The organism is Rhizobium esperanzae (genome assembly GCF_002204185.1).
Classification (GTDB): Bacteria; Pseudomonadota; Alphaproteobacteria; order Rhizobiales; family Rhizobiaceae; genus Rhizobium; species Rhizobium esperanzae.
On record NZ_MXPU01000010.1, the window covers coordinates 157,375 to 181,731 of the forward strand.

Annotated in this window: 19 protein-coding genes; 14 read left to right on the plus strand and 5 right to left on the minus strand. The window is 61.2% G+C overall.

The genetic code is table 11. The features are described from left to right. Nucleotides 1-609: 609 nt before the first annotated feature. The 3 genes from B5E41_RS16720 (at nt 610) to B5E41_RS31745 (ending at nt 9,331) form a co-directional block, all read left to right on the plus strand. The gene (locus B5E41_RS16720) at nt 610-8,475 is read left to right on the plus strand and encodes a M10 family metallopeptidase (RefSeq protein ID WP_088395263.1); all 7,866 of its coding nucleotides are present in this window, start codon (nt 610-612) and stop codon (nt 8,473-8,475) included. A 213-nt stretch (nt 8,476-8,688) separates the two neighbouring features. Further along, nucleotides 8,689-9,126 (plus strand): DUF4174 domain-containing protein, encoded by a 438-nt coding sequence (locus tag B5E41_RS16725; RefSeq protein ID WP_088395264.1) that lies wholly within the window; start codon nt 8,689-8,691, stop codon nt 9,124-9,126. A 37-nt stretch (nt 9,127-9,163) separates the two neighbouring features. Next, nucleotides 9,164-9,331, plus strand: a complete 168-nt coding sequence (locus B5E41_RS31745) for a hypothetical protein (protein ID WP_088395265.1) — start codon at nt 9,164-9,166, stop codon at nt 9,329-9,331. Here the strand turns inward: B5E41_RS31745 and B5E41_RS16735 are convergent. Both B5E41_RS16735 and B5E41_RS16740 read right to left on the minus strand, forming a co-directional pair. After that, the gene (locus tag B5E41_RS16735; protein ID WP_088395266.1) at nt 9,328-10,209 is read right to left on the minus strand and encodes a LysR family transcriptional regulator; all 882 of its coding nucleotides are present in this window, start codon (nt 10,207-10,209) and stop codon (nt 9,328-9,330) included. The genes B5E41_RS31745 and B5E41_RS16735 overlap by 4 nt on opposite strands. Further along, nucleotides 10,209-10,520: a putative quinol monooxygenase gene (locus B5E41_RS16740; protein WP_088395267.1), complete on the minus strand. Its 312-nt coding sequence runs from the start codon at nt 10,518-10,520 to the stop codon at nt 10,209-10,211. Before B5E41_RS16740 ends, B5E41_RS16735 begins: the two co-directional genes overlap by 1 nt. Before the next feature lie 164 nt (nt 10,521-10,684). Between B5E41_RS16740 and B5E41_RS16745 the strand changes: the two genes are divergently transcribed. The 8 genes from B5E41_RS16745 (at nt 10,685) to B5E41_RS16780 (ending at nt 19,334) form a co-directional block, all read left to right on the plus strand. Further along, on the plus strand, nt 10,685-12,181 hold the full coding sequence (locus B5E41_RS16745; RefSeq protein WP_088395268.1) for a CoA-acylating methylmalonate-semialdehyde dehydrogenase: 1,497 nt from the start codon (nt 10,685-10,687) through the stop codon (nt 12,179-12,181). Nucleotides 12,182-12,398: 217 nt separating this feature from the next. After that, nucleotides 12,399-12,881, plus strand: a complete 483-nt coding sequence (gene rirA / locus B5E41_RS16750) for an iron-responsive transcriptional regulator RirA (protein WP_088395269.1) — start codon at nt 12,399-12,401, stop codon at nt 12,879-12,881. 334 nt (nt 12,882-13,215) lie between these two features. Continuing rightward, complete coding sequence (locus B5E41_RS16755) at nt 13,216-14,811, plus strand: ABC transporter substrate-binding protein (RefSeq protein ID WP_088395270.1); 1,596 nt, start codon at nt 13,216-13,218, stop codon at nt 14,809-14,811. Nucleotides 14,812-14,898: 87 nt separating this feature from the next. Continuing rightward, the gene (locus tag B5E41_RS16760) at nt 14,899-15,903 is read left to right on the plus strand and encodes an ABC transporter permease subunit (protein WP_088395271.1); all 1,005 of its coding nucleotides are present in this window, start codon (nt 14,899-14,901) and stop codon (nt 15,901-15,903) included. A 9-nt stretch (nt 15,904-15,912) separates the two neighbouring features. Further along, the gene (locus B5E41_RS16765; RefSeq protein WP_088395272.1) at nt 15,913-16,803 is read left to right on the plus strand and encodes an ABC transporter permease subunit; all 891 of its coding nucleotides are present in this window, start codon (nt 15,913-15,915) and stop codon (nt 16,801-16,803) included. Then, nucleotides 16,803-17,819 carry an ABC transporter ATP-binding protein gene (locus B5E41_RS16770; RefSeq protein ID WP_088395273.1) on the plus strand — a complete coding sequence of 339 codons (1,017 nt, stop codon included), beginning with the start codon at nt 16,803-16,805 and terminating at the stop codon, nt 17,817-17,819. Before B5E41_RS16765 ends, B5E41_RS16770 begins: the two co-directional genes overlap by 1 nt. Then, the gene (locus B5E41_RS16775; RefSeq protein WP_085858120.1) at nt 17,816-18,769 is read left to right on the plus strand and encodes a peptide ABC transporter ATP-binding protein; all 954 of its coding nucleotides are present in this window, start codon (nt 17,816-17,818) and stop codon (nt 18,767-18,769) included. The genes B5E41_RS16770 and B5E41_RS16775 overlap by 4 nt, the downstream gene beginning before the upstream one ends. Before the next feature lie 25 nt (nt 18,770-18,794). Next, on the plus strand, nt 18,795-19,334 hold the full coding sequence (locus B5E41_RS16780; protein ID WP_088395274.1) for a gluconokinase: 540 nt from the start codon (nt 18,795-18,797) through the stop codon (nt 19,332-19,334). On the opposite strand, the gene B5E41_RS16785 is transcribed toward B5E41_RS16780, so the two are convergent. The 3 genes from B5E41_RS16785 to B5E41_RS16795 form a co-directional block, all read right to left on the minus strand. After that, nucleotides 19,324-20,571, minus strand: a complete 1,248-nt coding sequence (locus B5E41_RS16785; protein ID WP_088395275.1) for an NAD(P)/FAD-dependent oxidoreductase — start codon at nt 20,569-20,571, stop codon at nt 19,324-19,326. The two genes, B5E41_RS16780 and B5E41_RS16785, sit on opposite strands and share 11 nt — an antisense overlap. Before the next feature lie 73 nt (nt 20,572-20,644). Next, nucleotides 20,645-21,148: an isoprenylcysteine carboxyl methyltransferase family protein gene (locus B5E41_RS16790; protein ID WP_088395276.1), complete on the minus strand. Its 504-nt coding sequence runs from the start codon at nt 21,146-21,148 to the stop codon at nt 20,645-20,647. Continuing rightward, nucleotides 21,145-22,197 (minus strand): type III polyketide synthase, encoded by a 1,053-nt coding sequence (locus tag B5E41_RS16795; RefSeq protein WP_088395277.1) that lies wholly within the window; start codon nt 22,195-22,197, stop codon nt 21,145-21,147. The genes B5E41_RS16790 and B5E41_RS16795 overlap by 4 nt, the downstream gene beginning before the upstream one ends. Nucleotides 22,198-22,366: 169 nt before the next feature. Here B5E41_RS16795 and B5E41_RS16800 point away from each other — a divergent pair, with 169 nt between their 5' ends. The 3 genes from B5E41_RS16800 to B5E41_RS16810 are packed head-to-tail and all read left to right on the plus strand — an operon-like array spanning nt 22,367 to nt 24,350. Beyond that, on the plus strand, nt 22,367-22,903 hold the full coding sequence (locus B5E41_RS16800) for a tetratricopeptide repeat protein (protein WP_088395278.1): 537 nt from the start codon (nt 22,367-22,369) through the stop codon (nt 22,901-22,903). 44 nt (nt 22,904-22,947) lie between these two features. Beyond that, nucleotides 22,948-23,553 (plus strand): RNA polymerase sigma factor, encoded by a 606-nt coding sequence (locus B5E41_RS16805; RefSeq protein ID WP_088395279.1) that lies wholly within the window; start codon nt 22,948-22,950, stop codon nt 23,551-23,553. Further along, entirely contained in the window at nt 23,550-24,350 is an 801-nt protein-coding gene (locus B5E41_RS16810; RefSeq protein WP_088395280.1) for an anti-sigma factor family protein, read from the plus strand. Before B5E41_RS16805 ends, B5E41_RS16810 begins: the two co-directional genes overlap by 4 nt. Nucleotides 24,351-24,357: the final 7 nt, after the last annotated feature.

Genomic DNA, 24,357 nt, shown 5'->3' on the forward strand with positions numbered 1-24,357 from the left:
CACGCGTAGAACGGCAGACGAGGCGGCCCTATTATCAACTGGAACATGCTGACGGCTGATTAAACGACGCCCTAAAGAGAGCCTACGTCTCCTGAGGGGCGACTTTGCTGCTTATTTGCCACGCCAAATCGAACATTCAGAAGGTGCAACCCATCTTTATGGTGCCATGCCGCTGAGTGAGTTACACGTGCGCCACGCAGCAACTGCAGGTCCCAAATGGCAACAAACCGTACTCGCATGGCACGATCGGGCCACGCAAGCAAATTGCGGAGGATGCGAACCGCGAAGCCGACTCGCTGCAAGAGAGCCAGGCAACGTTGGGTGACGCCGAAGCAATCCGGATCTCGCTTCGTCGATAAGTCTGAAGGCTTACTAAATTTCAGCAGATAACCGTAACTTCAATTTAAGTGCCGTCATGCCAGCAATTGCGAAGGTTCGGACGGGCAGAGGGCGGGATCCTGGAATATGTCTTCTAGCCCTTGTTAATCGCATCATAACCGTAGTTGCGAAGACAAAAAATTTCTGGGTAGAAATGAAGCTTTTAGTTGAAGTTTCCCGAGGGAACTGGGATTAGGCAGCGGCCGGATGAAATAGGCAAACGGGGATTTTATGACGAACCTCATTACTTTTATTAAGTACGTCGACTCGACTGGGGATCAGAGAATTGACGGGCTTTTCAGCGGTACTGCGTGGGACGGAACGATAACCTATGCGTTTCCTACTCTCTCGACATCGTATTCCTATGATGGTGAGAAAGATTTCGATTTCTCTTCGATTTCCTCGCAACAACAGTCTGCAGCCTTGTTTTTGATGGAGCAATCCTATGGAAACGCGGCAAATGACGGCTTTTCGGTTGAGGGGTTTACGAACGCCAATTTTGAGGCGGGAAACGCCGATACCGCAACCGTGCGGTTCGCTCAGTCGTCTCTACCTCCGACGGCATGGACCTATTATCCGGGTAATAAAAGCTACAGCGGCGATGTCTGGTTCGGAACCGAATATGCCGGCACCGAAGATGACCTTCGCTTTCCGGAGTTCGGCAACTATGCGGGCCACACGGTGGCGCATGAGCTGGGTCACGCTCTCGGATTGAAGCATGCTCATGAACCGGATGATTTCAATCCGACAGTTGTTCCGAGTGCGTATGACTCGGTCGAATACACCATCATGACGTACCGCACATTTGTCGGAGACAGTTTGAGTGGGTACAAGTATGAGCATGATGGCGCGCCACAAACCTTCATGATGCTCGACATCGCCGCCCTGCAGGAAATGTATGGTGCAGACTACACCACGAACAGTGGCGATACCGTTTATAAGTGGAATCCCGACGAAGGCATCACCTATGTCAACGGAGTGGCGGCCATCACGCCCGATGCCAACCGGATCTTCGCGACAATCTGGGATGGCGGCGGGATCGACACCTATGATTTGAGCGCTTATACCACCGCCCTCAAGATCGATCTGCGAGCAGGCGGATACTCGGTCTTTTCCCAGGACCAGTTGGCCGATCTGTGGGGTGGTCCGAACAATGGCTACGCCCGCGGCAACATTTTCAACGCGCTTCTTTATCACGGCAACGTTGCGTCTTTGATCGAGAACGTTCAGGCCGGCTCCGGCAACGATAACATTACAGGTAACGAAGCGAACAATACGCTTTGGGGCAATGCCGGGAATGATTCGCTTTATGGTGGTGCCGGCGCTGATACATTGATTGGGGGAGTTGGTTCCGACTGGATGGTGGGCGGGGCGGGCAACGATCTCTATGTTGTCGACGATAGCTTCGATTTTGTTATCGAGAGCGCGAATCAGGGGACGGACGCAGTTCAGACGGCGCTTGTCAGCTATACGCTCCGCGACAACGTCGAGGCCTTGTTCTACACGGGATCCGCCGATTTCACCGGCACCGGCAATGCGCTCGCCAACGCGATCAGCGGCGGCGCCGGCAACGACACGCTGAATGGCGGGGCAGGTGCGGATACCCTGATCGGCGGTGCGGGCGACGACACTTACATTGTCGACAATGCTGCGGACGTCGTCACCGAAGCTGCCGACCAGGGAGCTGACACGGTTCGCGCGACATCGGCAAGCTATACGCTTGGGGCCAATCTCGAGAATCTCACCTATGTCGGAACGGCGGCCTTTGCCGGAACGGGCAATGATCTCGACAACACGATCCAGGGCGGGGCAGGTGCCGATACCCTGGATGGGAAGGCCGGTGCGGACAGCCTGATCGGCGGTGCGGGCAACGACACCTACATTGTCGATAATGTTGGCGACGTGGTCACCGAAGGGCTGAATGCAGGCACCGATCTGATCAAGACGGTGCTTTCGAGCTATACGCTCGGCACCAATGTCGAAAACCTGCAATATACGGGATCCGCCAGCTTCACCGGCACCGGCAATGGGCTCGTCAACACGATCACCGGCGGCGCCGGCAACGACACGCTTGACGGCGGCATCGGCAATGACACGCTTTCCGGCGGCGCCGGCAACGACACACTGATCGGCGGCGCCGGTTCCGACACGATGTCGGGCGGGAAGGACGACGACATCTATGTGGTCGATATTGCGACCGACGCGGTGATCGAGAATGTGAATGAAGGGACGGACACGGTCCAGACGGCGCTTGCCAGCTATACGCTCGGTAACAATGTCGAGAACCTGACCTACACCGGCTCCGCCGATTTCACCGGCACCGGCAATGCGCTCGCCAACGCGATCAGCGGCGGCGCCTTCAATGACACGCTGAATGGCGGGGCCGGTGCGGACAGCTTGTTCGGCGGTGAGGGCAACGACACCTACTTCGTCGACAATGCCGGCGACATCGTCACCGAAGCTGCCGACGAGGGAACCGACGCGGTTCGCACGACATTGGCAAGCTATACGCTTGGCAGCGATGTCGAGAACCTCACCTATACCGGCACGGTCGCCTTTGCCGGAACGGGCAATGATCTCGACAACACGATCCAGGGCGGGGCAGGTGCCGATACCCTGGACGGGAAGACCGGTGCGGATAGCTTGATCGGCGGTGCGGGCAACGACACCTATATTGTCGATAACGTTGGCGACGTGGTCACCGAAGGGCTGAATGCAGGCACCGATCTGATCAAGACGGTGCTTTCGAGCTATACGCTCGGCACCAATGGCGAGAACCTGCAATATACGGGATCGGCCAGCTTCACCGGCACCGGCAATGCGCTTGTCAACACGATCACCGGCGGCGCCGGCAATGACGCGCTTGACGGCGGCATCGGCAATGACACGCTTTCCGGCGGCGCCGGCAACGACACACTGATCGGCGGCGCCGGTTCCGACACGATGTCGGGCGGGAAGGACGACGACATCTATGTGGTCGATATTGCGACCGACGTGGTGATCGAGAATGTGAATGAAGGGACGGACACGGTCCAGACGGCGCTTGCCAGCTATACGCTCGGCAACAATGTCGAGAACCTGACCTACACGGGATCCGCCAGCTTCACCGGCACCGGCAATGCGCTCGCCAACACGATCACCGGCGGCGCCTTCAATGACACGCTGAATGGCGGGGCCGGTGCGGATACCCTAATCGGCGGTGAGGGCAACGACACCTACATCGTCGACCATGTCGGCGACCTCGTCACCGAAGCTGCCGACGAAGGAACCGACACGGTTCGCACGACATTGGCAAGCTACACGCTTGGCAGCGACGTCGAGAACCTCACCTATATCAACACGGTAGCCTTTGTCGGAACAGGCAATGATCTCGACAACATGATCACCGGTGGTGTTGCCGCCGATACGCTTTCCGGCGGCGTCGGCAACGATACGCTGAATGGCGGGGCTGGCGCCGACACTTTGATCGGCGGGATCGGCGATGACACCTATATCGTCGACAATGCTTTCGACGTCGTCACCGAAGCGTCTGGCGCGGGAACCGACACGGTTCGCACGACCCTGGCCGCCCACACACTGGCGGCCAATGTCGAGAATCTCACCTACATCGGAACGGCAGCCTTTACCGGTGCAGGGAATCTGCTCGACAACGTTATCACGGGTGGTGTCGCAGCCGACAAGCTCATGGGGGCTGCAGGCAACGACACACTGATCGGCGGGGCCGGTTCCGACACGATGTTGGGCGGGATTGGCGACGACGTCTATGTGGTCGACATCGCGACCGACGTAGTGATCGAGAATGTGAATGAAGGGACGGACACGGTCCGGACGGCGCTTGCCGGCTATACGCTCGGCAACAATGTCGAGAACCTGACCTATACCGGATCCGCCAACTTCAGCGGCGCCGGCAATGGTCTCGCCAACACGATCACCGGCGGCGCCGGCAATGATACACTGAACGGTGGGGCAGGTGCGGATACCCTGATCGGTGGTGAGGGCAACGACACCTACATCGTCGATGACGCCGGCGACATCGTCACCGAAGCCGCCGATGAGGGGACCGACACGGTTCGCACGAACCTGGCGAGCTATACGCTTACCGGCAATGTCGAGAACCTGAGCTTTACCGGCATAGGAACTTTCGCTGGTACCGGTAACAATCTCCACAACACGATCACGGGTGGCGCTGCCGGCGATACGCTTTCCGGCGACGCCGGCAATGACACGCTGAATGGTGGGGCCGGTACGGACAGCTTGATTGGCGGTGAGGGCGACGACACTTACATCGTCGACAATGCTGCCGACGTCATCACCGAAGCTGCCGACCAGGGAACTGACACGGTTCGCGCGACATCGGCAAGCTATACGCTTGGGGCCAATCTCGAGAATCTCACCTATGTCGGAACGGCGGCCTTTGCCGGAATAGGCAATGATCTCGCCAATACGATCCAGGGCGGGGCAGGTGCCGATACCCTGGACGGTAAGGCGGGTGCGGACAGTTTGATCGGCGGTGCGGGCAACGACACTTATATTGTCGATGACGTTGGCGACGTGGTCACCGAAGGACTGAATGCAGGAACCGATCTGATCAAGACGGTGCTTTCAAGCTATACGCTCGGCACCAATGTCGAGAACCTGCAATATACGGGATCCGCCAGCTTCACCGGCACCGGCAATGCGCTTGTCAACACGATCACCGGCGGCGCCGGCAACGACACGCTTGACGGCGGCATCGGCAATGACACGCTTTCCGGCGGCGCCGGCAACGACACATTGATCGGCGGGGCCGGTTCCGACACGATGTCGGGCGGGAAGGACGACGACATCTATGTGGTCGATATTGCGACCGACGTGGTGATCGAGAATGCGAATGAAGGGACGGACACGGTCCAGACGGCGCTTGCCGGCTATACGCTCGGCAACAATGTCGAGAACCTGACCTACACGGGATCCGCCAGCTTCACCGGCACCGGCAATGCGCTCGCCAACACGATCACCGGCGGCGCCTTCAATGACACGCTGAATGGCGGGGCCGGTGCGGATACCCTAATCGGCGGTGAGGGCAACGACACCTACATCGTCGACCATGTCGGCGACCTCGTCACCGAAGCTGCCGACGAAGGAACCGATACGGTTCGCACGACATTGGCAAGCTATACACTTGGCAGCGATGTCGAGAACCTCACCAATATCGGCACGGCAGCCTTCGTCGGGACAGGCAATACGCTGAACAATATTCTGACCGGGGGGGTGGGGGTCGACACGCTAACGGGCGCCGCGGGCGACGATACCTATGTCATCTCCACCGGTGACATCGTCATCGAGAATGTCGACGAGGGTACCGACACGGTGCAGACGGCCCTGACTGCCTATACGCTGGGGGTCAATGTCGAGAACCTCACCTACATCGGAACGGCCGCGTTTACTGGCACCGGCAATGCGCTCGATAACGTCCTCAAGGGCGGTGTTGCTGCCGACAAGCTCATGGGGGCTGCAGGCAACGACACACTGATCGGAGGCGGCGGTTCCGACACGATGTTGGGCGGAATTGGCGACGACGTTTACGTCGTCGATATTGCGACTGACATCGTGATCGAGAATGCGAACGAGGGGACGGATACGGTCCAGACGGCGCTTGTCGGCTACACGCTCGGCAACAATGTCGAGAACCTGAGCTACACCGGCTCCGCCAGCTTCATCGGCACCGGCAATGCGCTCGCCAACACGATCACCGGCGGCGCCGGCAATGATACACTGAATGGCGGCGCAGATGCGGATACCTTGATCGGTGGTGCGGGCAACGACACCTATATCGTCGACGATGCCGGCGACATCGTCACCGAAGCCGCCGACGCAGGGACCGATACGGTTCGCACGAACCTGGCGAGCTATACGCTTGCCGCCAATGTCGAGAACCTGAGCTTTGCCGGCACGGCAGCCTTTGCCGGAACAGGCAATGATCTCGACAACACGCTCACGGGCGGCGCTGCTGCCGATACGCTTTCCGGCGACGCCGGCAATGACACGCTGAATGGTGGGGCCGGTACGGACAGCTTGATTGGCGGTGAGGGTGACGACACCTACATCGTCGACAATGCCGGCGACATCGTCACCGAAAGCGCCGATGAGGGAGCCGACACGGTTCGCACGACACTGACGAGCTATACGCTTGGCAGCGACGTCGAGAACCTGAGCTTTGTCGGCACGGCAGCCTTTGCCGGGACGGGCAATAGCCTCGCCAATACGATCACCGGCGGCGCCGGCAATGATACGCTTGATGGCGCGGCTGGTGCAGATACCTTGATCGGTGGTGCGGGCAACGACACCTATATCATCGACAATGCCGGTGACATCGTCACCGAAGCGGCCGTCGTCGGTATCGACACGGTTCGCACGACGCTGGCCGCCTACACACTGGGGGCGAATGTCGAGAACCTGCTCTTTACGGGATCCGGCAGCTTCACCGGCACCGGCAATGCGCTCGCCAATACGATCACCGGCGGCGCCGGCAACGACACGCTGGACGGCGGCGCCGGCAACGACACGCTTGACGGTGGTGCCGGCAACGACATCTATGTGGTCGACAGTGCCAGCGACATGATCAAGGAGGCGGTCGGCGCCGGCACCGACGAAATCCGTACGGCGCTTGCAGCCTATTCGATAGCCGCATTGGTCAATGTTGAGAACCTGACCTATACGGGATCCGCCAACTTCACCGGCACCGGCAATGCGCTCGTCAACACAATCACCGGCGGCGCCGGCAACGATCTGCTGAATGGCGGGGGCGGTGCGGATACCCTGATCGGCGGTGAGGGCAACGACACCTATATCGTCGACGATGCCGGCGACCTCGTCACCGAAGCCGCCGACGCGGGGATCGACACGGTTCGCACGACACTGGCAAGCTATACGCTTGGCAGCGATGTCGAGAACCTCACCTACATCAACACGGTAGCCTTTGTCGGAACAGGCAATGATCTCGACAACACGATCACGGGTGGCGCTGCCGCCGATACGCTTTCCGGCGGTGTCGGCAACGATACGCTGAATGGTGGGGGCGGGGCCGATCGCTTGATCGGCGGGGCGGGCGACGACACCTATATCGTCGATCATGCCGGCGACATCGTCACCGAAGCCGCCAGCGCCGGGACCGACACGGTTCGCTCGACCCTGGCAAGCTATACGCTTGGCAGCGATGTCGAACATCTCACCTACATCGGCACGGCAGCCTTTGTCGGGATAGGCAATAGCCTCGACAACACGATCACAGGTGGCGCTGCCGCCGATACGCTTGCCGGCGGCGACGGCAATGATACGCTGAATGGTGGAGCCGGGGCCGATCGTTTGATCGGCGGGACAGGCGACGACACCTATATCGTCGACAATGCCGGCGACATGGTCACCGAAGCGGCCGACGCAGGGACCGACACGGTTCGCACGACACTGGCAGGCTATACGCTCGGCAACAATGTCGAGAACCTGACCTATACGGGATCGGCCAACTTCAGCGGCGCCGGCAATGGTCTCGCCAACACGATCACCGGCGGCGCCGGCAATGATACGCTGAATGGCGCGGCAGGGGCGGACACCTTGATCGGTGGTGCGGGCAACGACACCTACATCGTCGATAATGCCGGCGACGTCGTCACCGAAGCCGCCGACGCTGGGACCGACACGGTTCGCACGATACTGGCCGCCTACACGTTGGAGACCAATGTCGAGAACCTCACATTTATCGGAACGGGGCCCTTTGCCGGAACAGGGAATGCGCTGAACAACGTTATCGTCGGCGGCAGTGGTTCAAATACACTGACGGGTGGCGCCGGCAACGATACCCTCACTGGCGGGGCGGCAGCCGATGTCTTCGTTTATTCGTCGAACTGGGGCCACGATACGATCACCAACTTCGTGGCAACCGGCTCCGCACATGACGCAATCTCGATCGACCACAACATTTTCGTCGATTGGGAATCGCTTTTTGCGGCAAGCGAGCAGTCCGGGAATGATACAGTTATCACGGCCGATTCCGACAACACCATAACGTTGAGGAATGTCGCCCTTTCAAGCCTGCAGTCGTGGGACTTCTTGTTTGCTTGAGCGTTGCTCGGAGCTCGCGGCACATTTTTGCCGAACGTCGTTGCGGGCGTAGCCCTTTCGATCAACGGCAGGCACTGCTGCAAGGTTAGGGCACGTCGCGTAAAAGTGCGCGGCGTGCAATCTCTCAAGTGCAGGAACGAAAACCAGGATCCTGTCGATTAGATGGAACCCGTGCCATCTCGGACCGTTCTCCAAGCTGACGGGAGAATACGCATGTCGAAAACCCTGCTCTACGGCGCGACCAAGATCGACGAGACGAACGGCGCCTATTCGCCGATCGAAAGCCTGGCCGCATTCCAGTGGAAGAATCGCGTCTTCATTCTTTTCGCCGACAGGGACAATGCCCGCGCGGCGCGCCAGGAAAACCAGCTGCTGGCCGACCGCAGCGCGCTCGATGAGCGCGATATGGTGGTGCTGAAGGTTTCGGGCGGCAAGGTCCGGGCGCTTTTCGGCGCTGCCGATGGCCTCGACGGCGAAGCGATCCGCTGCGATCTCGATGCGCCGGAGACGGGTGAATTCGCCGCCTTCCTTGTCGGCAAGGACGGCACCGTCAAGCTCAAGGTCAGCGAGCCGATCAACAGTGGCGAGCTCTTCGTCATTATCGACAGTATGCCGCTGCGCGCTGCCGAGACGCTGAAGTCGGACAAATAGTCCCGACGAACATTGCAAACATAAAAGGGAGGCGGTCATGTCCGTGCCCAACGAACCCATTCCCGATCAGCCGCCGATGCCGGCACCCGGTTGGAAGCCGGTGCCGCCGATCACCGAGCCGGAGCCGGACCGGCTTCCGGACGAGGCGCCTGTTCCAAATCCGGATGAAAACGACGAGCCGGCCAAGCACGTTTCGGAGACTTAAAGGAAGATCTGCCGCTCGGCGCCGACGAGTTCCTGCAGGAAATCGACGACGCTTCTGACGCGAACGAGGTCACGCGCCGTTTCGTGATAGGTCGTCCAATAGGCGCGCCGGATCGAAATGTCAGGCAGGATGCGCTGCAATTCCGGGTACTGCCGGGCGATATAATCGTGCAAGATGCCGATGCCGGCGCCTGATCGCACCGCCTCCGTCTGGCCGATCGCCGTCGAGATTTCGAAGCCGGCGTCCCAGCTGCGCATTACCTCGCCGGAGAAATTCAACGAGGCGGTGAAGATCAGATCCTCGACATAGCCGATGCGCGGATGCGCCTTCAGCGCCTCGACGTCGCCGGGTCTGCCGTGTGAGGCGAGGTAGTCGCGCGAGGCATAGAGGCCGAGCGTATAGTCCGTCAGCTTGGAGGAGACGAGCCGGCCCTGTTCGGGACGTTCCAGCGTGATCGCGATATCGGCCTCACGCTGCGACAGCGAGAAGGAGCGCGGCACCGGCACGAGCTGGATCTTCAGCTCCGGGTGGCGTTCGATCAGCCTGCCCATGCGCGGCGCAAGAAAGGAGACGCCGAAACCGTCAGGTGCGCCGACGCGCACCGTCCCGGCGATCGCCGTGTCGGTGTGGCCGAGATTGGCCTGCGCCGCGAGCATTTCGGTTTCCATCCGCTCGGCGGCATTAAGGAAGATGCCACCTTCCGCCGTCAGCTCGCAGCCGTTCGTGCGACGGACGAAGAGCCGCGTCTTCAGTGCCGCTTCGAGCGACGTCAGCCGGCGCGAAAGCGTGGCGTGATTAAGCCCCAGGCGTTTCGAAGCGGCAAGGATCTGTCCGGTTCGGGCGACGGCCAGGAAAATGCGAACGTCATCCCAGTTCATCACTTGGCCCGCATTGCAATCGGGTCGACATCGATCAGCGTCAGCGACGTCACCATGCCGGCCGTCTCGCTTTTATATTTGAGGAAATGCGGTGTCCGCAGGTGCGCCTCATAGGCCTCCCGGTCGGCGTAGACTTCGAGAATACGAACGCGGCTTGGAGCTTCGCGGATGGAAACAGCGCTCAGCGAAAGGACGCCGTCTTCCAGCGCGACCGAAGCCTCGATTTCCTCCGCAAGCAATGCGCGATAGGCTTCAAGCCTCTCGGCGGCGATCTCCAGCTCCGCCATTCGCACGACCGGATTTCGGCTCATCGATGGGTCCTCCTGAGTTTGACTTGTCGGCATGCCGCGCCAAGTTTGGGAGCAGCAGCGCCTGCATCTGAACTATAAAACGTGCACAACGGTTGCTTATATCAACGCATTGATTTGTGCAAATTGAAGTGCGATTGTAGGCCATCCAAACAGGAGGAACATCCATGCGTGAGATCGGACATTTCATCGGCGGCAAGCAGGTCGCCGGCACCAGCGGCCGCGTCAGCAACGTCTACAATCCGGCGACCGGCGAAGTGCAGGCGACCGTCGCCCTCGCCAGCGTCGAGGAGCTTCGCGCCGCCGTCGAGAACGCCAAGGCCGCGCAGCCGAAATGGGCTGCCACCAACCCGCAGCGCCGCGCTCGCGTCTTCTTCAAGTTCGTCGAGCTCCTGAACAAGCATATGGACGAACTTGCCGAATTGATTTCGAAAGAACATGGCAAGACGATCGAGGACGCCAAGGGCGACGTCGTTCGAGGCCTCGAAGTCTGCGAATTCGTCTGCGGCATCCCGCATCTCGCCAAGGGCGAATTCACCGAGGGCGCGGGTCCGGCGATCGACATGTATTCGATCCGCCAGCCGGTCGGCATCGGCGCCGGCATCACGCCTTTCAATTTCCCCGGCATGATCCCGATGTGGATGTTCGCGCCGGCGATCGCCTGCGGCAATGCCTTCATCCTGAAGCCCTCCGAGCGTGATCCGTCCCTGCCGATCCGTCTCGCCGAACTGATGATCGAAGCCGGTCTTCCCGCCGGCATCCTCAATGTCGTCAACGGCGACAAGGGCGCCGTCGACGCCATCCTCACCGATCCGGATATCGGCGCCGTCTCCTTCGTCGGCTCGACGCCGATCGCCCGCTACGTCTACGGCACGGCGGCGATGAACGGCAAACGCGCCCAGTGCTTCGGCGGCGCGAAGAACCATATGATCATCATGCCGGATGCCGACATGGACCAAGCCGTCAACGCGCTGATGGGCGCCGGCTACGGGTCGGCCGGCGAGCGCTGCATGGCGATCTCGGTTGCCGTCCCGGTCGGCGAGGAGACCGCCAACCGCCTGGTCGAGAAGCTGACGCCGAAGATCGAATCGCTGCGCATCGGCCCTTACACAGACGAGAAGGCCGACATGGGCCCGCTCGTCACCAAGGAAGCCTATAACCGTGTTCGCGGCTTGATCGACCGCGGCATCGAGGAAGGAGCCAAGCTCGTCGTCGACGGTCGCGACTTCAAGCTCCAAGGCTATGAAGACGGCTATTTCGTCGGCGGTTGCCTGTTCGATCACGTGACGCCCCAGATGGACATCTACAAGACCGAAATCTTCGGGCCTGTTCTCTCCGTCGTTCGCGCCCAGAACTATGAAGAAGCGCTGTCGCTGCCGATGAAGCACGAATACGGCAACGGCGTCGCGATCTACACCCGCGACGGCGACGCTGCCCGCGATTTCGCCTCGCGCGTCAATATCGGCATGATCGGCGTCAACGTTCCGATCCCGGTTCCGCTCGCCTACCACTCCTTCGGCGGCTGGAAGGCATCGAGCTTCGGCGACCTCAACCAGCACGGCACGGATTCGATCAAGTTCTGGACGAAGACCAAGACCGTCACCGCCCGCTGGCCTTCCGGCATCAAGAGCGGCGCAGAATTCGTCATGCCGACGATGAAGTAATCTGGACGATCACTCGACCTGCAATTCGGGGGCCCTGTGGCCCCCGTTTCATTTGAGCGTTGGCAGCCATTTTGGACTACAACCAGAAGACCACGGAGCAGGATTGACGTTGTGGCAAATGGCCTCATAAGCTGAATGCGAATTTCATATTTTGGAATTGTTCAAAACTGTCAAACCGCCTATATACGTCTGAACAGGCACGAGTCAGGAGATCGGCATGCGGTTGACGAAGCAGACCAACTATGCGGTTCGCATGTTGATGTATTGTGCTGCCAACGAAGGGCAGCTGAGCCGGATTCCGGAAATTGCCAAAGCCTACGGGGTTTCCGAACTCTTTCTTTTCAAGATCCTCCAGCCGCTGAACAAGGCCGGCCTGGTGGAGACGGTCCGCGGCCGCAACGGCGGCGTGCGCCTGGGCAAGCCGGCGGCCGAAATCACGCTCTTCGACGTTGTCCGGGTCACGGAAGACAATTTTGCCATGGCCGAATGCTTCGAGGATGATGGCATGGTCGAATGCCCGCTGGTCGACAGCTGTGGCTTGAACTCGGCGCTGCGCAAGGCGCTCAACGCCTTCTTCGGCGTGCTCTCGGAATATTCGATCGACGACCTCGTCAAGGCCCGTCCCCAGATCAATTTCCTCCTCGGTATCACCGGCGAGCACCACTACCGCAAGCCGGCGGCCGTTGCCCCCGCCGCCTGATTGCAAGAAACAGGTCTGACTTATGAACCCGCGGTTGCCTCGGCAATCGCGGTTTTTGTTTGCGGCGTCTGGTTGTGCTTAGGGATGCTGAAATGTCCAACATGCGCTGCTGAGAGGGCGCAATTATCCAAAATGCGACGAAATGCCGGACATTTTTGTCTGAAAATTTCCGAATGAGGCTGATTTTTGACGAAAAATTTCTAAAATTGTCCAGCTGGAAAAATTTTCTCCGTAGCCCGTTGCTTTCAGTAGATAAATGTCGTTCCATCGACCGTCGATCGGGATGCCTTTGTGGTCTCCAGACATCAAAAAAGAACAACCGGGAAACAATATTATGAAAAAGATCTCTGTCATGCTGGCAGCGACGGCCCTGATTTCGGTCATGGCGACGTCGGCCTGGTCCAAGACCCTTGTTTATTGCTCCGAGGGTTCGCCGGAAGGCTTCGACCCGAGCCTCTATACGGCAGGCACGACCTTCGACGCGTCCTCGCGCACCGTCTACAGCCGCCTCGTCGAATTCAAGCATGGCGGCACCGAGATCGAACCCGGTTTGGCCGACAGCTGGAGCGTTTCGGACGACGGCAAGGAATACACTTTCAAACTTCATCCCGGCGTCAAGTTCCATACCACCGACTTCTTCACGCCGACGCGCGATTTCAACGCCGACGACGTCGTCTTCTCCTTCGAGCGCCAGCTGAAGTCCGACAATCCGTGGAACAAGTATGTCGAGGGCGGTTCTTACGAATACGCCGCCGGCATGGGCTTCCCGGAACTGATCAAGTCGGTCGAGAAGGTCGATGACCTTACGGTGAAGTTCACGCTCAACCATCCCGAAGCGCCGTTCCTGGCCGACCTCGCCATGGACTTTGCTTCCATAATGTCGAAGGAATATGCCGACAAGCTTGCCGCGGACGGCAAGATGGCGCAGCTGAACCAGCAGCCGCTCGGCACCGGCCCCTACACCTTCGTCGCTTACCAGCCGGATGCCGTCATTCGTTACAAGGCGAACGAAACCTACTTCAAGGGCAAGGAAAAGATCGACGATCTGGTGTTCGCCATCACCTCCGACGCTGCGGTGCGTGCGCAGAAGCTGAAGGCCGGTGAGTGCCACCTGATCCCCTATCCGAACGCAGCCGATGTTCCGGAGCTGAAGAAGGATAAGAACCTGACGGTTCTCGAGCAGCCTGGCCTCAACGTCAGCTATCTCGCCTACAACACGCAGATGGCGCCGTTCGACGAGCCCGAAGTCCGCCGTGCGCTCAACATGGCGATCAACAAGCAGGCGATCGTCGACGCCGTCTTCCAGGGTGCGGCGACCGTTGCCAAGAACCCGATCCCGCCGACGATGTGGTCCTATAACGACGCCGTTCAGGACGAGAAATACGATCCGGATGCTGCCAAGAAGGCGCTCGCCGATGCCGGCGTCAAGGACCTCAGTATGAAGGTCTGGGCGATGCCTGTGTCGCGTCCCTACATGCTGAACGCACGCCGTGCCGCCGAACTGATCCAGGCGGATTTTGCCAAGATCGGCGTCAAGGTCGAGATCGTCACGCATGAATGGGCCGAATATCTGAAGCTTTCCTCCGACGTGAAGCGCGACGGCGCCGTCATCCTCGGCTGGACCGGCGACAACGGCGATCCCGACAACTTCATGGATACGCTGCTCGGCTGCGATGCCGTCGGCGGCAACAACCGCGCCCAGTGGTGCAACAAGGAATATGACGACCTGATGACCAAGGCCAAGCTGACCGCAGATGTCGGCGAGCGTACCAAGGCCTACGAGCAGGCGCAGCTGATCTTCAAGAAGGAAGCCCCCTGGGCGACTCTCGACCACTCGCTCGTCTTCGTTCCGATGAGCAAGAAGGTCTCGGGCTTCAAGATGGACCCGCTCGGCATTCACCGTTTCGACGGCGTCGACGTATCCGAATAACAAGAATAATGTAAAAATGCCCGGCAGAGCTGGGCACAGCCGGCGGTCAGGACCCTCCTGACCGCCGGAAACTATTGGACATCTGCCATGTTGCGCTTTTTCATCGGCCGCCTTGCGGTGCTGATCCCGACATTCCTCGGCGTTTCCCTGATTGCCTTCTCTTTCATCCGCCTGCTGCCCGGAGATCCCGTGATGCTGCTCTCGGGTGAACGCGTCATGGCGCCGGAGCGGCACGCCCAGATCATGCACGATCTCGGTTTCGACCGGCCCATGTATATGCAGTATTTCGATTATCTCGGAAAAGTGCTGCAGGGCGATCTCGGCACCTCGATCGTCACCAAGCGGCCGGTCCTCGGCGAATTCCTGACATTGTTTCCGGCAACGCTGGAACTGTCCTTCTGCGCCATCATCCTCGCCGTCTGTCTTGGCGTGCCCGCCGGCGTCTTTGCGGCCGTCAAGCGAGGCACGTGGTTCGATCAGAGCGTGATGGGTGTCGCCCTCGTCGGTTACTCCATGCCGATTTTCTGGTGGGGTCTGCTGCTCATCATCTTCTTCTCCGGCTATCTCGGCTGGACGCCGGTTTCCGGCCGTATCTCGCTGATGTATTTCTTCAAGCCGGTGACCGGATTCATGCTGATCGACAGCCTGCTGTCAGGTCAGAAGGGGGCCTTTTCCTCGGCCGTCAGCTATCTCATTCTGCCGACCATCGTGCTGGCGACCATCCCGCTCGCCGTGATCGCCCGCCAGACGCGCTCGGCCATGCTTGAGGTTCTCGGCGAGGACTATGTCCGCACCGCACGCTCGAAAGGTTTGAAGCCGCTGCGCGTCGTCGGCGTGCATGCGCTGCGCAATGCAATGATCCCCGTCATCACCACGATCGGCCTACAGATCGGTGTCCTTCTTGCCGGCGCCATCCTCACCGAGACGATCTTCTCCTGGCCGGGCATCGGCAAATGGATGGTCGATTCGGTGTTCAAGCGCGATTACGCGGTGGTGCAGGGCGGCCTTCTCCTGATCGCCGGCGTCATCATGCTGGTCAATCTGATTGTTGACGTCCTCTACGGCTTCATCAATCCGCGCATTCGTCACTAGGAGCGGTCCATGAGCACGGTCACCGTCAAAACCGGCCAGCCATCCGCTCTTGCGGAATTCTGGCATTATTTCTCCCGTAACAAGGGTGCCGTCATCGGCCTCGTTGTTTTCGTCATCATCCTCGTCGTTGCGATCTTTGCACCGGTTTTTGCGCCGCATGCGCCGAACGAGCAGAATCGAGAAGTGCTCTTGGCAGTGCCGGCCTGGATGGAAGGAGGCCACGCCTCCTTTCCGCTCGGAACGGATGCCGTCGGCCGCGATATCCTCTCGCGGCTGATCTACGGCGCGCGGTTCTCGCTCTTCATCGGCGTCGTGGTCGTCACGCTTTCAGTCATATGCGGCGTGCTGATCGGCCTCGTCGCCGGTTATTTCCGCGGCCGGATCGATACCGCCATCATGCGCCTGATGGACATCATCCTGGCCTTCCCGTCGCTGCTGCTCGCGCTCGTGCTGGTGGCGGTCCTGGGTCCCGGCCTTACCAATGCGATGATCGCGATTTCGCTGGTTAACCAGCCGCATTTCGTGCGGTTGACCCGCGCCTCGGTCATTTCCGAGCGTGAGAAGGAATATGTGATCGCCTCGCGCGTCGCCGGCGCGGGAACGCTGCGCTTGATGTTCAAGACGATCCTGCCGAACTGTCTCGGGCCGCTGATCGTGCAGGCGACGCTCGCCTTTTCGGCGGCGATCCTCGATGCCGCCGCCCTCGGCTTTCTCGGTATGGGCGCCCAGCCGCCGACACCCGAATGGGGCACCATGCTTGCCGAATCCCGCGAATTTATCTCGCGCGCTTGGTGGGTCGTAACGTTCCCGGGTCTTGCCATCCTCGTCACCGTTCTCGCCATCAACCTGATGGGCGATGGCCTGCGCGATGCGCTTGACCCCAAACTGAAGAGGTCGTGATGCCGCTCCTCGAAATCGAAAATCTGACTGTCGAGTTCCAGACGTCATCCGGTCTTTTCCGCGCCGTCGACGGCGTGTCGCTGTCCTGCGACAAGGGCGAGATCCTGTCGGTCGTCGGTGAATCCGGTTCGGGCAAATCCGTTGCCATGCTGGCCCTGATGGGCCTTCTGCCCTGGACCGCCAGGATCACCGCCGACCGCATGCAGTTCGACGGCCAGGATCTGCGCGGCATCTCCGCCCGCCGGCGCCGCCGGATCGTCGGCAAGGAGATGGCGATGATATTCCAGGAGCCGATGTCGAGCCTGAACCCGTGCTTCACGGTCGGCTTCCAGCTCGGCGAGACGCTACGCGTCCACATGGGCCTCAACCGGAAAGAGCGCCGCGAGCGGTCGATCGAGCTCCTGAGCCTCGTCGGCATTCCGGCGCCGGAGGACCGCCTGTCGAACTTCCCGCACCAGATGTCGGGCGGCATGAGCCAGCGCGTCATGATCGCCATGGCGCTCGCCTGCAATCCGAAGCTCCTCATCGCCGACGAGCCGACGACCGCGCTCGACGTGACGATCCAGGCGCAGATCCTCGATCTGCTCGTGCGCTTGCAGAAGGAGCAGGGCATGGCGCTGGTGCTGATCACTCATGACATGGGCGTCGTCGCCGAAACCGCCGAACGCGTGCAGGTACAATATGCCGGCCAGAAGGTCGAGGAGCAGCCGGTGAAGGCACTGTTCCGTGACCCGCATCATCCCTATACGGCAGCCCTGCTCGCCGCCCTGCCGGAGCGCGCTCAGGTCGGCCATCGTCTGCCTTCAATCGCCGGCGTCGTTCCCGGCCAGCACGGCCGCCCGACGGGCTGTCTCTTCGCCCCGCGCTGCGGCTATGCAACGGTCGAATGCGAGCGCGGTGTGGTGCGCCAGGGACCCGAACTCGGGCTGGCGTTGTGCAACTATCCTTTGAAGGACGGCAAACCGCTCGGGCACCGCGGCGTCATGGCCAATGAAACTGCAGGAGACCTGGTATGACAGGCGCTGTTCTCGAGGGCAGAGATCTCGCCCGTTTCTACACCGTCAACCGTGGTCTCTTCAAAGCCGACGCCACGGTCAAGGCGCTGAACGGCGTCAGCTTCAGCCTCCATTCCGGCAAGACGCTCGCCGTCGTCGGCGAATCCGGCTGCGGCAAGTCGACGCTCGCCCGTCTGGTCACGATGATCGAGGATCCGACGGCCGGCGAATTGCTGATCGACGGCAAGCCGGCGCGGGTCGGCGACCGCAGCCTGCGCAGCCAGGTGCAGATCGTTTTCCAGAATCCCTATGGCTCGCTCAACCCGCGCCAGAAGGTCGGTGCAATTCTGGACGAGCCGCTGAAGATCAATACCGATCTCGATGCCAGCGCCCGCCGCCGCAAGGTGGAGGAGATGATGGCCCGCGTCGGCCTGCGCCCGGAACATCACGGCCGCTATCCTCATATGTTCTCCGGCGGCCAACGCCAGCGCATCGCCATTGCCCGCGCGCTGATGCTGCGGCCGAAGGTGCTGGTGCTCGACGAACCGGTTTCGGCCCTTGACCTGTCGATCCAGGCGCAGGTGCTGAACTTGCTTATGGACCTGCAGAAGGAGATGGGTCTTGCCTATCTCTTCATCTCGCACGGCCTTTCCGTTGTCCACCACATTGCCGACGAGGTGATGGTGATGTATCTCGGCCGCCCGATCGAAACCGGTCCTGCCGCCGAAGTCTTCGCCCGACCGCGCCATCCCTATACGGCCGCCTTGCTGTCGGCGACCCCGATCGCCGATCCCGAGCGCGAGAAGAACCGCATCCGCCTGCAGGGTGAACTGCCGTCGCCGCTGAAGCCGCCGTCCGGCTGCCACTTCAATCCGCGCTGCTGGAAGGCGCAGGACTATTGTCGTCAGGTTTCTCCCGAATTAAGTGGAGAAGGCGCACAACAATACGCCTGTCATTTCCCGCTCGACTGAGCGGGAAGCCGCCGTGAGAGGAAACATGCAGGACGATCGGATCAACAGACCTCATGCGATCATTGTCATGGGGGTCAGCGGTTGTGGCAAATCCTCGGTCGGCGAGAAACTTGCTGAGGCCTTGCATCTGGCCTTCGTCGAAGGTGATGCGCTTCATCCGGCCGCCAATGTCGAGAAGATGTCGAAGGGCATTCCGCTGACCGACGAGGATCGGATGCCCTGGCTTGACCTGATCGGCAAACGGATGCAGGCCTCGCTGGAAAGAGGCGAGGGTATCATCGTCTCCTGTTCGGCGCTGAAACGTACCTATCGCGACAGGCTGAGGGCTGCTGCCGGCGGCAATCTGTTCTTCGTCTATCTCGAAGGATCCAAGGCGCTGCTGACGAAGCGCATGGGCGAGCGCAAGGGGCATTTCATGCCCATCTCGCTGCTCGAAAGTCAGCTGGCGACACTCGAGGTGCCGACAGGCGAACCCGGTGTCGTCACCGTCGATATCGACGATACGATCGACGGCATTGCGGCAACGGCCCTCAGCGGGCTCTCCACCCTCGGTGTCATGGCTTGAAGCGCTGCGGCGAGTAAGCCGAGATATCGATGAACGGCGTTTCGCCGCTGATGAGTTCCGCAAGCACGCGGCCGGTCACCGGCCCGAGCGTCAGTCCGTGATGGGCGTGGCCGAAGGCGAACCACAGGCCCTGATGGCGCGGCGCCTTGCCGATGATAGGCATCATGTCCGGCGTGCAGGGGCGCGCGCCCATCCATGGTTCGGGATCGAGCCTGCCTCCGAGAGGGAAGATCGTACGCGCCACGGCTTCGGCCCGGTCGAGCTGCACCGGCGTCTTCGGCGCGTCGAGCGTTGCGAACTCCGCCCCCGTCGTCAGGCGGATGCCGCGGCTCATCGGCGCCAGCAAATAGCCACGCTCGGCATCGAGGATCCAATTGTTGAGCACGGCATTGCCCTTGGCGGCATAATGCATGTGATAGCCGCGCTTGACGCCGAGCGGAAAGGAATAACCGAGCCGGCGCGTCGAGACGGCTGCCCAAGGGCCGAGCGCGAGGACCGCATCCTCGGCTTCGAGCGCGCCCTCGCTGGTCATGATCTTCCAGCCGGCGCCGAACTGGCCGAGCGAGGCGGCGTCGCCGGTGACGAAGCGGCCACCGAGGCTTTCGAAATAGCGGCGATAGGCCGATGTCAGCGCATGCGGATCGAGCACCGACCAGGGATCGCGCCAGCGGATGCCGCCGGCGAAACGGACGATCATATCGGGTTCCATGCGGGCGATATCGGCCGACGTCAGGCTGTCATAGGTCACGCCGAATTCATTCTGCCAAAGGGCGGCCTCCGCAAGGGCCTCGTCGCGTTTGGCCTCCGTCCGGAAGATCTTCATCCAGCCGTCCTTGCGGATCAGCGCCTGCGCCTGGGAGGCCTCGATCAGGTCCTTGTGCTCGGCAATCGAATTTTCGATCAGCGGCGCATAGGCACGGGTGATTGCCGCGTGTCGCCGCGCATTCGAATTCCACCAGTAACGGGCGAGAAAGGCGAGCTGGCTCGGCAGCGTTCTGAGATGATAATGCGCATCGATGCGGTTGTTGAGCGCATAACGCATGAGCAGCCCGAGCTGCTGGGGAAAGCCGTAAGGTGCCACCCCTTCGCGCTGGATCAGGCCGGCATTGCCGAAGGAGGTTTCGTTGCCCGGATCCTTGCGGTCGATCAGCATCACCTGCCGGCCGCGTCGCTGCAGATGGATGGCGGTGGACACCCCGACGATGCCGGCGCCGAGCACGATTGCGTTTTTCGTCATTCCCCCTGCATTCCGCTCTGTTATCGCAGTGAAAATGCCCCTGCCGATAGTGGCGTGCAAACGAAAATTCGCATCATTTCAAAATCATTGCGCTTTTTAGTGCGGCATTCTCGGCCTTTACGCGCACATGCAGGATCGCAGCGTTGAAAAGGGAAAAGACGATCGCATAGACGGGCAGGCCGAAGGTCAGCGGAAGGATGGCGATCTCGCCGACGACGACCACATAGTTCGGATGCCGCAGGAAACGGTAGGGGCCGGAGCTGACGAGCGGCACACCCGGCAAGATCACGATGCGTGTCGTCCAGCGATCCTTCAGCGTCGCCAGCACCCAGAGGCGCAGCGCCTGCAGCCCCATAAATATCGCCAACCAGAAGGGCTCGACCGGCCTGCCGGGCGCCAGCAGCCAGAGGCCAATGATCCAGGCCGCGTGCAGTGCCACCATCATGGGATAGTGCTCGGGCGCGACCTCTCTGGCACCTCTGGCACGAAGGGCGGCAGTGTTGCGCCGGGCAAGTACGAGCTCGCTCAGCCGCTGCAGCGTCACGAATGTCAGGAGCGCGATCGACGGCCACATCATGCCGCCCTCCGCAGCGTCACGCAGCTGGCCGAAAAACCCGGTCCCATGGCGATCATCGCCGCTCGCTCCGGCAGTCCGGCGCGGATTACCCGCTCCAGTACGAACAGCACGGTGGGCGAAGACATGTTGCCATATTCGGCAAGCACGCCTCGTTCGTGATCGAGCGTGCCGGGTGTCAGTGAAAGCGCGCTCTCCATTGCGGCCAGCACCTTCATGCCGCCGGGGTGGCAGATGAAACGGTCGATGTCTGCCAGTTCCAGCCCGTTTCGCGCCAGAATGGCCGTCACCGCCGGGGCGAGTTCCCGTTCGGCGAAGGGCGGCAAGGATTGCGCCAGCACGATGCCGAAGCCGCCATCGTCGATCTTCCAGCCCATGATGTCGAGCGTGTCCGGGAAGAGATGCTCGCCGGTTGATTCCACCTCGGCCAGCCCGCCTTCGCCGGCGCGGAGCACGCAGGCGGCCGCGCCGTCGCCGAACAGCGCCGTCGCGATGATGTTCGGCCGCGTCAGCTCGTCCAGCCGGAAGGCGAGCGTGCAAAGCTCGATCGAGACGAAAAGCACGACGGCGCCCGGCCGGCTGCGTGCCAGCCGCGCCGCGACGGCAAAGCCCGAGACGCCGGCGGCGCAGCCGAGCCCGAAGACCGGCACCCGCTCGATATCGGTTCTGAAGCCCATGCGGCGGGCAAGCTGCGCATCGAGGCTCGGCGTCGTAAAACCGGTGGAAGAGACGGTGACGATACAGTCGACATCACAGGCGCTGAGGTCCGCCCGGCGAAGTGCCGAGGCGGCCGCCTCGACGAAAAGGGCGCCCGCCACCTCTCCATAGGCCTGCATGCGGTCCTGCCAGCCATGCGTTTCGTCGAACCAGGCAAGCGGCCGCGCCGCATGGCGCTTGTTGATGCCGGCGCTGTCGAAGACGCGAGCTAAATGATGGAAATCCTCGAAACGGCCGGCAAACAGCCGGGCCGAGGCTTCGGCCGCCTGGTTTTGGAAGATGACATGTTCGGGCGTGGCGGTGGCGAGGCTGACGAGTCTGACGGTATCGGTCACGGAATTCTCCTTGTCGTTCCCGGCACAATGCTGAGAACACCCGGTCCCAATGATTTATTCGGCCTCGGGGACTTCACGAAGCAGTGATGGAGAAAATAGAGAGGCAGGCGAATAAAGCCCAGGGCAGCGGTGTTCTCTCCCCGCAACGTCACTCTCGAGGAGTTTTCCCATGACGATCACGACAGTCCGCATTGCTTCCGTCCTTCTCGGCGGCTGCCTTGCCGCTTCGCTCTTGTCCGGCCCGGTCTTTGCTGTCGGCAATGACAACAGCACGATGCCGACCTGCAAGAAGGGTGAGATCTACGACCAGAAGACCAAGAAATGCGTCAAGCAGCAGAGCGCCAATGTTTCGGACGAGAACCGTACCGACTATGCCTATTCGCTGGCCAAGGCCGGCCGTTATGAAGAGGCGCTTGCCATGCTCGATACGGTCAGGAACCAGAACAGCGCCGAGGTGTTGAACTATCGCGGTTACGCCACCCGCAAGCTCGGCCGCACCGACGAAGGCATCTCCTATTACCTGCAGTCGGTGAAGATGGATCCGCAATACGCCAAGGTCCGCGAATATCTCGGCGAAGCCTATGTCATCAAGGGCCGGCTCGATCTTGCCAGAGAGCAGCTGAACACGATCAAGACGATCTGCGGCACGGCTTGCGAGGAATATCAGGATCTGAACGCTGTCATCCTCGATCCATCGAAGATCTGAGAGTAGGCCACTGGCGGGAAATGGAGCCGGGAAAGGATATCCGAATGTCGGTCGCGGACGCTACATTTCCTGCCTATAGTCGCGCGAGAATGGAATCGCCGGTTTGTCAGGCGGTTCCAAGGGATGCAGGATCGGCGGAGGCGGCCATCGCGAGCGAAGCGGATATCAGGAGCGGTCTGACGGAAAACCTGGCCAGGCTCTGGCGTTATGGTCTCGTTCTCTCGCATCAGCGCGATGTCGCCGACGACCTGGTGCAGGCGACCTGCCTTCGCGCGCTCGAGCGCGCCGGCCAGTTCGTTCCCGGCACCCGGCTCGACCGCTGGCTGTTTTCGATCCTGCATTCGATCTGGCTGAACGAGATCCGCTCGCGCCGGGTGCGCCAGGGCCAGGGTTTCGTCGATGCCGGCGAGGCGCTGACGTTCGACGGCGCGCACGATACTGAAACGCATGTGATGGCGGGGCAGGTGCTGAAGCAGGTAGATGCATTGCCCGAGGCGCAGCGGACGGCCGTTTTCCTCGCCTATGTGGAAGGACTTTCCTATCGCGAAGTTGCAGGCATACTGGATATCCCGATCGGGACCGTGATGAGCCGGCTGGCAGCCGCCCGCGCCAGGCTTTCCGGCACCGGACCGGCAGGGGGACGGCAATGAGCACGAAACACACCATTCCCTCCGACGAGGACCTCACAGCCTTCATCGACGGCGAGCTGACCTCGGAAGAGACGGCCCGCATCGAGGCCATCGTCAAGGAAAACGAGAGCGTCGCCGAACGGCTGGAATTCCTGGCGCGCGCCAGTCTGCCGTTCGAGCAGGCTTTCGCTCCGCTCCTCTCCGAAGCCCCGCGGGAAAAACTGGAGGCGATGCTCGCTGCCATTCCTGCGCGCGAGGGCACAAGATCCGCCTCTGCGCCCGCCGCCACCCGCCGCCGCTTGCTCGGCGCGCTCGCCGCCTCGCTTGTGGCCGGCATCGCCATCGACCGCGCCGTCATCGTCATCGGCAAAGGTTTTTTGGCAAAGGACGAAAACAGCGAATGGCGCGCCGTGGTCGCCGACTATATCTCGCTCTATACCGCCGAAACGCTCGCCGGCCCCGTTCCCGGCAGGCAGGATCAGGCCGCCCAGCTCGCCAGTCTTGACGAGAAGCTCGGCCTGTCGCTCTCCCCGGAAGCCGTTTCGCTCCCGGGAGTCGATTTCAAACGCGCCCTGCTACTGCAATATGACGGTAGGGCGCTCGCCCAGATCGCCTATCTCGATCCCGAGACCGGCCCGATGGCACTCTGCATCGTGAAATCCGACGCGGGGCCGAAGGCGCCGGACCTTGAAAACCGCAAGGGAATGAATGTCGTCTACTGGTCGAATGCGACGCATGCGTTCATGCTGATCGGGCATGCTGCGGCGGACAGGATGACGGCGATTGCGGATGGGGTGCGGGGGAGGGTGGCGGTGTGACCGGCCG